Origin of the sequence: Nonomuraea sp. NPDC050680 (assembly GCF_040654555.1) — a bacterium.
In the GTDB taxonomy this organism is placed as follows: domain Bacteria; phylum Actinomycetota; class Actinomycetes; order Streptosporangiales; family Streptosporangiaceae; genus Nonomuraea.
In genome coordinates this window covers 213,557-225,579 of record NZ_JBFAIF010000015.1, presented here as the reverse complement: position 1 = coordinate 225,579, position 12,023 = coordinate 213,557, and the positions used below count along the sequence as shown (strand labels likewise).

The 12,023-nt window shown below is 69.1% G+C and carries 14 protein-coding genes and 1 pseudogene; 7 read left to right on the top strand and 8 right to left on the bottom strand.

Annotated elements, in window-relative coordinates; all coding sequences use genetic code 11:
* Positions 1-162 precede the first annotated feature (162 nt).
* The 3 genes from AB0H88_RS37415 to AB0H88_RS37405 form a co-directional block, all read right to left on the bottom strand.
* On the bottom strand, positions 163-624 hold the full coding sequence (locus tag AB0H88_RS37415) for a hypothetical protein (protein WP_357653003.1): 462 nt from the start codon (positions 622-624) through the stop codon (positions 163-165).
* 30 nt (positions 625-654) lie between these two features.
* The gene (locus AB0H88_RS37410) at positions 655-861 is read right to left on the bottom strand and encodes a hypothetical protein (protein WP_357653002.1); all 207 of its coding nucleotides are present in this window, start codon (positions 859-861) and stop codon (positions 655-657) included.
* A gap of 244 nt (positions 862-1,105) precedes the next feature.
* Positions 1,106-1,435 carry a methyltransferase domain-containing protein gene (locus tag AB0H88_RS37405; RefSeq protein WP_357653011.1) on the bottom strand — a complete coding sequence of 110 codons (330 nt, stop codon included), beginning with the start codon at positions 1,433-1,435 and terminating at the stop codon, positions 1,106-1,108.
* A gap of 241 nt (positions 1,436-1,676) precedes the next feature.
* Between AB0H88_RS37405 and AB0H88_RS37400 the strand changes: the two genes are divergently transcribed.
* On the top strand, positions 1,677-2,795 hold the full coding sequence (locus tag AB0H88_RS37400; protein ID WP_357653001.1) for a serine hydrolase domain-containing protein: 1,119 nt from the start codon (positions 1,677-1,679) through the stop codon (positions 2,793-2,795).
* 22 nt (positions 2,796-2,817) lie between these two features.
* Here AB0H88_RS37400 and AB0H88_RS37395 read toward each other — a convergent pair.
* Together AB0H88_RS37395 and AB0H88_RS37390 are read right to left on the bottom strand one after the other, a co-directional pair.
* Positions 2,818-3,790 (bottom strand): annotated as a pseudogene (locus tag AB0H88_RS37395) (IS5 family transposase).
* Positions 3,791-3,961: 171 nt separating this feature from the next.
* Positions 3,962-4,678 carry an alpha/beta hydrolase gene (locus AB0H88_RS37390; RefSeq protein WP_357652999.1) on the bottom strand — a complete coding sequence of 239 codons (717 nt, stop codon included), beginning with the start codon at positions 4,676-4,678 and terminating at the stop codon, positions 3,962-3,964.
* A gap of 33 nt (positions 4,679-4,711) precedes the next feature.
* Here AB0H88_RS37390 and AB0H88_RS37385 point away from each other — a divergent pair, with 33 nt between their 5' ends.
* Genes AB0H88_RS37385 through AB0H88_RS37375 form a run of 3 tightly spaced genes read left to right on the top strand, consistent with a single transcriptional unit; the run spans position 4,712 to position 6,927 of the window.
* Entirely contained in the window at positions 4,712-5,170 is a 459-nt protein-coding gene (locus AB0H88_RS37385; protein WP_357652997.1) for a MarR family transcriptional regulator, read from the top strand.
* The gene (locus AB0H88_RS37380) at positions 5,167-6,600 is read left to right on the top strand and encodes an MFS transporter (protein WP_357652996.1); all 1,434 of its coding nucleotides are present in this window, start codon (positions 5,167-5,169) and stop codon (positions 6,598-6,600) included. Before AB0H88_RS37385 ends, AB0H88_RS37380 begins: the two co-directional genes overlap by 4 nt.
* 33 nt (positions 6,601-6,633) lie before the next feature.
* Positions 6,634-6,927, top strand: a complete 294-nt coding sequence (locus AB0H88_RS37375) for a DUF1330 domain-containing protein (protein ID WP_357652994.1) — start codon at positions 6,634-6,636, stop codon at positions 6,925-6,927.
* A 313-nt stretch (positions 6,928-7,240) separates the two neighbouring features.
* On the opposite strand, the gene AB0H88_RS37370 is transcribed toward AB0H88_RS37375, so the two are convergent.
* Positions 7,241-8,404: an FAD-dependent monooxygenase gene (locus AB0H88_RS37370; RefSeq protein WP_357652992.1), complete on the bottom strand. Its 1,164-nt coding sequence runs from the start codon at positions 8,402-8,404 to the stop codon at positions 7,241-7,243.
* Positions 8,401-8,856, bottom strand: a complete 456-nt coding sequence (locus AB0H88_RS37365) for a transcriptional regulator (protein WP_357652990.1) — start codon at positions 8,854-8,856, stop codon at positions 8,401-8,403. The genes AB0H88_RS37370 and AB0H88_RS37365 overlap by 4 nt, the downstream gene beginning before the upstream one ends.
* A 152-nt stretch (positions 8,857-9,008) precedes the next feature.
* Here AB0H88_RS37365 and AB0H88_RS37360 point away from each other — a divergent pair, with 152 nt between their 5' ends.
* The gene (locus tag AB0H88_RS37360; protein ID WP_357652988.1) at positions 9,009-9,719 is read left to right on the top strand and encodes a DUF998 domain-containing protein; all 711 of its coding nucleotides are present in this window, start codon (positions 9,009-9,011) and stop codon (positions 9,717-9,719) included.
* Here the strand turns inward: AB0H88_RS37360 and AB0H88_RS37355 are convergent.
* Positions 9,707-9,877, bottom strand: coding sequence for a hypothetical protein (locus AB0H88_RS37355; protein WP_357652986.1), 171 nt, complete (start codon positions 9,875-9,877; stop codon positions 9,707-9,709). The two genes, AB0H88_RS37360 and AB0H88_RS37355, sit on opposite strands and share 13 nt — an antisense overlap.
* A gap of 363 nt (positions 9,878-10,240) precedes the next feature.
* Between AB0H88_RS37355 and AB0H88_RS37350 the strand changes: the two genes are divergently transcribed.
* Together AB0H88_RS37350 and AB0H88_RS37345 are read left to right on the top strand one after the other, a co-directional pair.
* The gene (locus AB0H88_RS37350) at positions 10,241-10,576 is read left to right on the top strand and encodes a metalloregulator ArsR/SmtB family transcription factor (protein ID WP_357652984.1); all 336 of its coding nucleotides are present in this window, start codon (positions 10,241-10,243) and stop codon (positions 10,574-10,576) included.
* A gap of 10 nt (positions 10,577-10,586) precedes the next feature.
* The gene (locus AB0H88_RS37345) at positions 10,587-11,816 is read left to right on the top strand and encodes a GNAT family N-acetyltransferase (protein ID WP_357652982.1); all 1,230 of its coding nucleotides are present in this window, start codon (positions 10,587-10,589) and stop codon (positions 11,814-11,816) included.
* Positions 11,817-12,023: the final 207 nt, after the last annotated feature.

Below are 12,023 nucleotides of genomic sequence, written 5' to 3'. Positions count from 1 at the left end.
GTGATGGCGAACGCGATGGCGGAGAAGACCAGCACGAGGGGCCGCACGGCGCCGGTCCACTCCGGCGCCATGCCGTACCGGGGCAGGTAACGCGGCACCAGGTTGATCAGGCCCGCCATCGCCGAGGCGCCGGCGAACCAGAGGATCGCGATCGTGCTGATGTCATAGACGGTGCCGAACCAGTTGCCCAGATAGTCGTGGGCCAGGTAGGCACAGCGCGCGCCCGTTGGCCTTGCCGCCCTCCTCGAACTCCTGGTGCGGGATGAGCACGGTGGTGACGAAGCTGGAGAAGATCAGGAACACGCTCATGATGAGGGCAGCGACGGTCAACAGCCGCTTGGTGCCCTTGATCCGCTGCTGGATGTCACCCTTGACCACCGGCATCACGGCGACACCGGTCTCGAACCCCGACATGCCAAGCGCCAGCTTGGGCATCACCAGCAGCGACAACCCGATCATCGCCAGCGGGCTGCTGTAGTTCACGCTCAGCGCGTGCTGCCAGTCCACGACCACTTGCGGCGCCTGCAGGACGTGCACGAGCGCGGTCGCGATCACGACCGCGTTGAGTGCCAGGTAGGCGAAGACGAGCAGGACGGCGATGCCGATCGCCTCGCTGAACCCCATCAGGAACACCCCGCCGAGCAGGGCCAGCCATCACTGCGGCGCCAGCTTCTCCAGCATCGCGATCGAACCCTGCCCATGCGGGCTCTCAGCGGCCACCCGCCGATAGACCGGCAACGCTCCGAACAGCGTCAGCACGACCAGCAAGAGGGTCGCCATCGGCGACAGCAGCCCGGCCGCCAGCGCGGCGATGCCCGGCTGGTAGCCCAGCGTGGAGAATAGTCCACGCCCGTGAGGCACATCACCCGCCACCACGGATGCTTCACGTGCGGGCCGTGCTCGATCTGCTTGCGGTCGGTCTGCAGGCCCTGGAGCAGCCAAGAACGCAGAGTCCCTTCCGTCTCGGCCGGCCGTTTCGCCAGCACCATCCCGGTCACCTCTCCGTCAAGACCGCATAAATACGCATTGCACCCTACTGACGGCCAAGGGCTTCCTGGCCTGGTCAGGACGTCAAGAAAACGTATGGATGCGTCTCGATGGGACGTCAGCGAGGCCGGGCGACTCCTACGACGTGATCGAAGCCGCCAAAGACGAACCGGTCCAAACTCTCGGCTCCGAACCCTGCCTGCTCCATCTCCGCCAGGATGTCGCGACCTGGATGGCAGCCACCGGCGGCGCGCGACCAGATGGGAGTCACCAGGCCGCTCAACAACGCGACCGGCCACCTGTCCGAGCGCTGATGCTCATAGAAGCGCAGCTCACCACCCGGCCGCAGCACGCGCCGGATTTCCCGCAACGTCTCGGCGACCCGGGAGGAACAGCACAGGATGAGGGAGCAGACGACAACATCACAGGAGGCATCGGGCACCGGCAGCCTCGTGCCAGTGTCCCGGTGTTACTAGGGTCTGTTCGAAGTTCAGATCATGATGTTGTGCCTGCTTCCCATGCCCGGGGTCCTTCGCCTGGACAGTGGAAACGCCGGAGAAACGGCCGATGCCCTAGACCTGGTCTTCGAACCATTTCGGCGCCGGAAGATTCCTCGCATGGCCTCCGCCCAGCGCACCGGCGCGTCCAAAAGGAAGGAACTCTTTGTGATACGAGTTACTGCTCCGCGTATGGCAGGTTTGGCCTGTGCCGTGCTGGCCTTGACCACCGCGCTCCCCGGCACCGCGATGGCCACGGCCACCGTGGCCGAGAGCGCCGGCAGACCGAAGATCGCCGATGTGCAGAAGGCGTTGGAGGCGGTGGCCGCGACGCCGGGCGTGGTAGGCGTCATCGGCGAGGTGTACTACGACGGCAAGCGCATCGGCAAGGGCTCGGCCGGCGCGCGCCTGCTCGATGGCAAAGGCGGGACGATTCCGTCCGATGCCCGTTACCGGATCGGTTCGCAGACCAAGCAGATGACCGCCACGATCGTGATGCAGCTGGTCAAGGAGGGCAAGCTGAGTCTGGACGACAAGCTCAGCGAGGTTCTGCCGCAGGTGGCCGAGCAGGACCTGGTCGAGTACGCGTCCGACATCACCGTCCGCCACCTCATCACCCTGACCAGCGGCATCCCCGAATACCTCCCCGCCGCGCCGTTCGACTTCACCACCCGCTACACCCCCACCCAGCTGCTGGAGATCTCCCGCAAGAGGCAGCGGCCGGTGGAGATCGGCACGTGGAACTACTCCAACACCAACTACCTCCTGCTCGGCATGATGATCGAGAAGGTCACCGGTCACAGCATGGCCGCCGAGTTCGAGCGGCGCCTGTTCGGCCCGTTGAAGATGACCGACAGTTACCTGCCAACCAAGCCGCCGCAGGGCATCAAGGGCCCGCACGGGCACGGTTACTGGGCCGACGAGACCGGCAAGCTGCGCGACGTCGACCGGCTGAATGCCAGCACTCTGCTCACCGCCGGTGGCGTAGTCTCCACCGCGCGCGACGTCAGCCGCTTCCAGCGGGCCTTCCAGCAGGGCAAACTGCTGCCCGCCGACCTGCAGAAGGTCATCACCGACCCGCCGCCCGGCCAGGCCCCGCTGCCGGCGGGTGGCCCCTGCGCGGGCAACCCCGAACTGCTACCTGGGCACGGCGGCGCCGCGCCCGGCTTCGCCGCCACCACCTACACCTCCTCCGACGGCCGCCTGCAGTACGCCGTCTCCACGACGGTGGCAGGCCGAGAATCGGAACGGGAGGCGGCCATGCGGGCCGTCTCCCAGTCCGTCAAGGCGGTGTTCTGCCCGGCAAGCTAGGACCTGTACGGACTTCGAATCTTCAGGCCGGTTGGAGGCTTCGGATCCACAAGATGGCTCCGCGTAGGTGAAGGCCGGCGAGGTAGCTGTCGGGGGTCTTGTCGAAGCGGAAGGCGAGCCCTCGCCACTCCTTGATCCGATTGATGCAACGTTCGACAGCGTTGCGCAGCTTGTAGAGATCTTGATCATGGCCGACCGGCCGGCCACCGCGGGAGCCGCGCTTCTTGCGGTTGGCCGCCTGGTCGGCCTTCTCCGGGATGACCGTCTTGATCCCGCGCCTGCGCAGGTAGGCGCGGTTACCGCGGGAGGAGTACGCCTTGTCGGCGGCCACCGCACCCGGTCTGGTCCGTGGCCGGCCCACAGGAAGATGGATCTTGATGCGCTCCAGCACGGCGCGAAATTGCGGGCTGTCTCCAGCCTGACCGGCAGTGAGGACGAAGGACAACGGACGGCATCGCCGGTCGGCTGACAGGTGCACCTTGCTGCTCAGCCCACCCCGTGAGCGGCCCAGCTTGGCCGCCTTCAGCCGGAACGGTACCGGGGGCGTATCAGTCGTCGCCCGTCGCCGCCGGGGTCGCCGTCGCGGGCGTTTTGCCCCTTTGACGAAGCCCCTTTTCCCGTTCGGCGGCCTCGTGCAGCGCTGCGGTCAGCTCACCGTCCAAGACCATCCCGGCTGCATGATGGTGGGCGCGGGCGGTGGTGGAGTCCACGCTGACCAGATCGAGGTCGGTCTGCCCGCGGGCCGCGGCTTCGGCGATCATCGCCTGCATCAACTGCTCGAACACGCCGTTCAGCGCCCAGGAGCGGAACCGGTCGTAGGCGGTGGACCAGGGCCCGTACTCGACGGGCAGGTCCCGCCACGGGCTGCCCGTACGAAACCGCCACATCACCGCGTTGAACTGCTGCCGAAGGTCCGGAATCGGGCCCCGCTCACCCAGCGGCAAGTGAGGCTCGATCAAGGACCACTCCTCATCGGTGAGATCTCCACGCGCCATGCCCGATGGCCTACCAGGATTGCCGACCGTGCCGCAGGCAATCCCTCTGATCTCAACTCCGTACAGGCTCTAGTACTGCGAGCCGGCCGACCTCTTCGGCCGGTACGGCCAGGCGCAGCGTGGGGGAAGCTGTGGAGCAGCGCGGGGTTCGCGACGGGCATGCTCGGTTGCTCAGCGAGGATTCCTTCCGCGGTCGAGGGTGGCGACCTCACGGACCGCGTCGGCGACGGCGCGGAAGTCTTTACGCAGGATGGCGCCGTGGTTGCTGGGGACCTTCGCGCTGATCTTGATGTTCGGGTTGCGCTCGACCACCTGAGTGAGGCTGGCGCGAATGAGTTCCTGCTCATCACCCTTGCTTCCGAGGGACGCCCCCGACGCGACCACATACCGCGTGGGGACGGTGATGTTGTCCAGCACGGGGCCCAGCTCGCGCTCGCGGGCGATCCGGCCGATCTCGATGTTGCTGTTGGCGATCTGTTCGGCGCTCATCCGCGGGGTCAGGCCCGTCGGGCGCAGCAGCGGCAGGAGCGGACTCATCCGCCGAAACAGCTTCCGGATCCGCTGCTCCATGGCCTCGTCGAGCCAGTCGTACGGTTGCGCGCCGTCAACCAGGACCGCGCCCACGGTACGGCCGGGATTGCGGCTGGCCCAGTGCGCCGCGACGAACGCCCCGTAGGACCAGCCCACCACCAGCGCCCGGTCCACACCCCTGGCCGCCAGAACGGCATCGACATCCCGCACGTTCGTCTTGAACGAATAGTCCGCCGAAGAGCCGGCCGAGCCAGCGATCCAGTCGCGGGACGACACGGTCCTCTCGTAGATGTCGAGGTGCGGGGCAAGCTGGAGCCGCTGCGGGCGAAGCTGAACCGGCTGGCCGACCATTTCCATAAACTATGAATATAAAAATGCTATGCTTCGAGCGTGAGTCGTCAAGACACCGCTCCTGGCGCGTCCGCCGCCATCGGGGCAGCCCTCTACGGCCTGGCCACCAGGGCCGCGAGACGCCTGCCCCGGGACATGAGCCTGACGTCCGCCGCCACCCTGGCCACCCTGGACCGGACCGGCCCGCGGCGCATCACCGATCTGGCCGCGGTCGAGGGCGTCACCCAGCCCGCGATGACCGCCCTGGTCCGGGTGATGGAGGAGTCCGGCCTGGTCGAGCGGCGGGGCGACGCGTCCGACAAGCGGGTCACGCTGGTGTGCCTGACCGAGGCAGGCGCCTCCTATGTCCGGACGCGGCGCCAGGCGGGCGTCCACGCGTTCGAGCGGTTGATCGGCGAGCTCACCGGCGACGAGGTCGAGGCGCTGGTGGCGGCCCTTCCGGCGCTGAAGCATCTGGCAGAGCTCGAAAGCCAGGACCGCGAAGGGCCGAGGCAGTGACCGGGCAGCCGGTCGGCGGGGACGCGGTGAAGGCGTTCCCGGTGGCGCGTTCCGAGGCGCGGCTGCTGGTCCCCTCCCTGATGTTCATCGCTCTGGTCGTGGCGGTGGTCGCCAGCCTTGGGACGCCGCTCATCACCAGCGTGGCGACCTCGTTCCGCGTCTCGCTCGGCAGCGCGCAGTGGACGCTGACCGTCGCGCTGCTGAGCGGCGCCGTCGCCACGCCGGTCCTGGGCCGGCTCGGAGCCGGCCCGCACCGGCGGGCCACGATTCTCGCCACGCTGGCGGTCGTCGTCGCCGGCAGTGCGCTCACCGTGCTGCCGCTGCCGTTCGCGTGGCTGCTGGCCGGCAGGGCGGCCCAGGGCGTCGGGCTCGGTCTGACGGCGCTGATGATGGGCGTGGCCCGTGACCACCTCCCCGAGGAGCGCAGCGCGGCCACGATCGCCCTGATCTCGGTCGTATCGATCATCGGGGCCGGCGCCGGCTACCCGCTGGCCGCACTGCTCGCCGAGCTCGGCGGGGTACGGGCCGCCTACGGCCTCGGCCTGGTCGTCACCGCCGCCGCTCTCCTGACCGCGTGGCGCTCCATGCCCGAAGCCCCCGAAGGCCGCTCCGCCCCCGTGGACGTGGCAGGCGCGGTCGTCCTGGCCGCTGCGCTGCTCCTGGTGCTGTTTCTCGCCGGCGAACGGAATCTATGGAGCCGGCACCTCGCCGTGGCGGCGGGCCTCGCCGTCGTCGCAGTGGTGCTGCTCTGCGTCTGGGCCGTCATCGAGCTGCGCAGTAAGACGCCCCTGGTCGATGTGCGGGCGGTGCGGCACCCGGCGGTCGCCGGGGCGAATATCGCCATGTTCGTCGGCGGGATCGGCATGTACCTCCTGCTCACGCTCATCACCCGGTACGCGCAGACGCCGCACGGCGCCGGCTACGGCTTCGGGCTGACCACCTTCGTCGCCGGGCTGGTCCTTATCCCGTTCTCGGTGCTGGGGTTCGTCGCCGGCAAGCTCACGCCGCGGATCCGGACGCGGATCGCCGACCCCCTGCTCCTGGCCGGCAGCGCCGTCGTGGTCGGCGGCGGGTTCGCCCTGTTCGCGGCGTCCCGGTCGGACCTGGCCGAACTGTTCGCGGCGATGGGCGTGCTCGGCTTCGGTGTCGGCGGCTTCTCGGCCGCGATGCCCGGCATCATCCTGGCCGTCACCCCCAAGAGCGAGACGTCGAGCGCCATGAGCTTCAACTACGTCGTCCGCAGCGTCGGGTACTCCCTGGGCAGCGCCATCGGCGGCCTGATCCTCGCCGCGGGCACCGGCCCCGACCACCTCTTCCCCGACGACAGCGCCTACACCACCGCGGCGCTGGTCGGCATCGGCGCCATGGCGATCACAACGCTGACAAGCCTCGCTCTCGCCCGCCGACGCTCGTCCGAGACCAACCCGTAAGTCAGATGCACTCATCCCAACACTGGAGGTTCCATGCCCAAGGGCTACTGGGTCAGCGTCTACCGCACCATTTCAGACCCTGAGAAGCTGGCTGCCTACAACAAGCTGGCCCGTCCGGCCGTCGCGGCCGGGGGCGGTCGGGTCCTCGTCCGTGGCGGTCGGGTCGTGGCGCATGACGCCGGAATCGCCGAGCGCACCGTCCTGATCGAGTTCGACAGCTTCGAGCAGGCCGTCGCGGCGCACGAGAGTGCGGCCTATCAGGAGGCGCTGGTCGCCCTCTCCGACGGCGTCGAGCGCGACTTCCGCATCGTCGAAGGCATCGACTGACCGAGGTCCAGTCGGATCTTCACTGAAGATCCACCATCTTGGTTTTCGCTGGTGCGGCTGCTGGTGTGGCGGGACCGGCCCCACAACAAGGGGGCGGATGACGAGATCGTGATGTGCATCGGTGAATAGGGCGTGGCGCTGACATTAAGTCGGCGCTGTCACTGACATCTTCTCCGCGCCCAACATTCGCCGCGGCCGCCGCGCTGCTGGCCATGGTGATCTTGCGGCTGCGCGCCCGCCTCTACCGGCGCATCCACGAGGCTGAGATCGCCGATTCCGACGCTGACGGCATCCCTGACCTGTACCAGAACCCCTAGCTTCTCAAGAGCCCTCGGCCGGGTGCCGGCAAGTGGGGCGGCTGCCAGCGCCAGGTGGCGTTGCCGTCGGCGGCGATGCCCTTGCGCCACAACGCAGCGGGCACCAGGCGCAGCATGGTCACCATCGCCCGGTGGGCGGCCTCGGAGGTGAGCCGTCGCCCATCCTTGGCGGCGCCGTGGGCGGTGGCTTGGGTACGCGGGCGGCGTTCGGCGTCGTAGCGGCCCAGCGCGTCCTCGATCGTGGGCTCGCCGGCGAGCGCGGCGGCGAGCACGACCGCGTCTTCGATCGACTGGCCCGCGCCCTGGCCGCGATCGGGGCTCATCGCGTGCGCGGCATCGCCGAGCAGCGCCATCCGCCCGCGGACGTAGGTGGGCAGCGCCCGCACCTGGTGGATATCGATGTGGATGACGGCGTCATTCGGGGTGGCCTCGACCAGCGCTGGGATCGGGTCGTGCCAGTCGCCGATCCGGCCTGCCACCTCGGCCTTCTCACGCTCGTAGCGGACGCCCGGCGCGTCGGCGGTGGTCACGTAGGCCCAGTACGCGCGGCCGCGGGTGATCGGGTGGATGAGGACGTAACCGCCCGGGCCGAGCGTGACACTGCCGGGCAGGCCGGGCACCTCGGCGATGCCCAGCCAGGCGGTACGACCGAGGAAGCGCGGCAGCGGAGCATCCGGCCACATCTGGCGTCGTACGGTGCTGTGGAGGCCGTCGGCGGCCACGACCAGGTCCGCGCTGACCTGCGTGCCGTCGCAGGAGACCGTCGCCGATGTCGCGTCCTGCCGCACCTCGGTGACCCCCGCGTCGGTGCGCACCCATCCGGCGGGCAGCGCCTCCAGCAGCACCCGGTGCAAGTCGGCGCGGTGGAAGGCGAGCAGCGGACGCGGATCGCCCGGCCGGGCGCGCTGCAGGTACCGGCCGTCCCAGGCACGTAGGTTGCCCGAGGCGTCGGTGGGCACGCCGGCCACGCGGGCCTGTTCGGCGACGCCGAGCTCGGCGAGCGCGCGCAGCGCATTGGGCGCTTGCGACATGCCCGCCCCGATCTCGCCCAGCTCGGCCGCCCGCTCCAGCACGAGCGCCTGCCAGCCGATCCGGTGCAGGGCCAAGGCGGCGGCCAGCCCGCCGATGCCCGCGCCCACCACGACGGCCCGTCCGGTCATGTCGCCTCCTCCTCATCGATGCGCAGCGAGGGCGCATCGTCGAACACCTTGGCCATCCACTCGAACGTGGCGTGCGCCTGCCGGATCCGTTCGTCACCGGGCTCGGCCAAGCTCAGGCCGTCACGTGTGATGTCCAGGAACGAGGCGATCGAGGCGATCTGACGGCGCACCACGACCTCCCACGCGTCCTCGGCCATCCGGTAATAGACGGTCCGCTCGCCGGGCCGGGTCCGCCACGTCAAAAAGCCCATGCTGGACAGCAGCCGCAGATTCGACGTCAGCGAGGCTCGGCTGGCACCGATGGCCTCGCTGATCTGTCCGGCGGACTGCTCAGGCGGATCACAGACCATCAGCCAGCCCAGCACCCGTCCGGCGATGGGCGGCACCCCGTCGCGCGCCAGGTACATGGCGACCCGTTCCACCCACTCCAGCAATGATCCCTGTTCGGTCACACCCGATCCTCATCTCTTGCAGTTATTTCAGTATGCGCTAAAATGCCTGTATTGATCAAGCACGCGTCCCCGCCGGGGCGTGCCAATGGTGAGCCGGGAAGTCTGGTCGGCCCGCGACCCGCTGCGGTCACGGAGAACAGGAGGACGTCCCGATGACCCCCCGTACCCTCAAGCCGCTGCTCGGCAGCGGCATCGCCGTCGGCGTGCTGATGCCGATGCTGCTGTGGGCCGACGGCGCCACACGCCCCGGGTACAGCCTGTGGCACCACGGCGCCAGCCAGCTCGGCACCGGCGAGCGCGCGTGGCTGCAGACGATCAACTTCGTGGCCGGCGGGCTGCTGCTGCTGGCCTTCGCCGCCGGGCTGCGCCAGGCCTTGCACGGCGGCCGTGGCGCCACCTGGGGGCCGATCCTGCTCGGAACCGCCGCGGCCGGCCTGGTCGTGGCCGGGTTGGTGCCCACCGACCCCGCGCTGGGCTACCCGCCCGGGCAGCCGGCCGGCGTCACCACTAGCGGCCTCATCCACCAGGTGGCCGGCTTCGCGCTATTCGCCGGGCTCAGCGCCGCCGCGTTCGTCCTGGCCCGGCGGCTGGGAGCGGCAAGCCGCGGCTGGGCCGTCTCTTCCCGCCTGTCCGGCACCCTGATCATCGTCTTCGCGTTCGCCGCCGGCATCGCCTACCGCCTCGACACCCTCGGCCTCTGGCGACCGGCCCCCGCCGGTCTGCTCGAACACCTGTCCCTGCTGACCGGCTTCTGCTGGATCATCGCGGTAGGCGTACGTCTGCTGCGCGGGCACGTCCCGGAGGACTTGAGCACGGCGGCGGGTGGCCAAGATTCCGGATCTGCCGCTCCTCAGGCGAGATAGCACGACACTGTGCCCCGGGGGACCCGCATCACAGGGGTGGGCGCCACGGGCCGGGCCTCCACCCGTCCCCGGTCACTGGTGTTCCAGGGTGGCGCCGCGTCAAGACCTTCCTGGGCGGCCACGCCCATGGTGGCGAGCATCGCATTCTGCTGTGACATCAGATTCGCCCAAGCGCCCTGACGAAAGTAGTTACGGCAGCGCGGCCGCCATGGCACCGGAACGGTCGACAAGCAGTCCTCCGCGCCCAGCCTCCACTCCTCGACCGCTGAGCAGCCGCCCCAGCGCCTCCGCGCTACGCCCGATCCGCGTCAGATCAACATCGCGTCAGACGACAGCCTGACGTCGAGCCGGGTGTTCATGTGAGAAGGACGGTCGCATCTAAGGCAACGATCAACCAGGTGCCGAAGGCCCACGGGACCGCTCGGGCGAGGAGGCGGTCTTCGCAGTCCACGCCTCCTCGCCGAACCTTCCCGAGACGGGAGATTCCCTTCCCAGGATTTATCGTTTATCGTCGATAATCGATGGAAGATGACAAGGGACCTCTGGCACGCGCCGAGGCCGAGGAGTACGCGAGCTGGTTCAGGGCGTTGGCCGATGCCACACGCATCCAAATCGTGTCGCTGCTGGCCAGGCGGCGTGAGCCCATGAGTGTTGGTGAGATCGTCGCAGCCTCCGGGGTGGGCCAGTCGACGGTCTCCCACCACCTGAAGATCCTGGCCGACGTGGGCTTCGTACTGGTCGAAAAGCATCGCACGTCCAGCCTGTACCGGATCAACGAGAACTGTGTGAGCTGTTTCCCCACCGCCGCCGACGTGGTGATGGGCAACCCGGTCCCGGCCACTCCCACCTGCGATTGAGGAGCACGCCATGGCGCACGATGAGGTCGTTGACCGCTATTCCGGCTTGGCCCGTGCGGTGCTGGCCGGCGAGAGCGTCATTGACTGCACGACCGAGGAGTTCGACCGGGGCCGTTTCGGCACCGCCGGCTACGACGACACCGCCGAGCTGCCCGACGGCGCCTTGCGGGCCAGCCTCGGCTGCGGCAACCCGGTCGCCGTCGCCGAGTTGCGCGCTGGGCAGATCGTGCTGGATCTGGGCTCGGGTGGCGGTATCGACGTGCTGCTGTCAGCGCGCAGGGTCGGCCCGTACGGCAAGGCCTACGGGCTGGACGCCAGCGGTGACATGGTGGAACTCGCCCGGCACAACGCCGAGCAGGCGGGCGCGACCAACGTGGAGTTCCTGCACGGCACGATCGAAGCGATCCCGCTGCCGCCTCACGCGGTCGACGTGGTGATCTCCAATTGTGTGATCAACCTGTCCAGCGACAAGGCCGCCGTACTCGCCGAGGCTTTCCGGGTGCTCAAGCCCGGCGGCCGGTTCGGCGTCAGCGACGTCGTCACCGACCGCGTCCTGAACCCGGAGCGGACTGCGGCGGCCGAGCAACGAATCGGCTGTGTCGCCGGATCCCTTACCATCGCCGACTATCGCGACCTGCTACTGACCACCGGCTTTGTTGACGCCTCGATCACGCTGACCGCCGACCACGGCGACGGCGTCCATTCCGCGATCATCCAGGCGACCAAGCCGGCGATCTCGCCCGGCCTGGAGATCCGTCCGATGCGCGACGCCGACGCCCAGCAGGTCCTGGCCATCTACCAGGCGGGGCTCGACACCGGTCAGGCCAGCTTCGAGAGCATTGCCCCGAACTGGGCGGGCTTCACCGCCGCCAAGCTGCCGCACCTGCGCTACGTGGCCACCAACACCGAGACCGGCCAGGTCGTCGGCTGGGTGGCCGCCTCAGCGGTGTCGGCCCGGCCGGTGTACGCCGGGGTCGTGGAGCACAGCCTCTACGTCCATCCCGGCTGCCAGGCACACGGCATCGGCCGCGCGCTGCTCACCGCGTTCATCACCGCCGCCGAGGACGCAGGTGTCTGGACCATCCAGTCGGGCGTCTTCCCCGAGAACCACGCCAGCCTCTCACTGCACCAGGCGCTTGGCTTCCGCGTGGTCGGCACCCGCGAGCGCATCGGCCGCCACCAAGGCGTCTGGCGCGACGTCATCTTCATCGAACGCCGCAGCGTTGCCGCTGGGAACTAGAGGATGTGATCCCGAGAAGAGGCTGCGGGCAGACCCATCGACCGGGACGCCGCTCAGCTAGCCGCCGACCTCTGCGGCTACTCAGCAATCCCACCGACGTTTGCGACCACGACGGCAGACCCTCCCACTGCGTAACTGCGCTCGCCCGCGCCATCGCCCGGCTCGTCGCCCGTGAGATGTTTGCCCGTTGTTCATTCTGCGCCACTG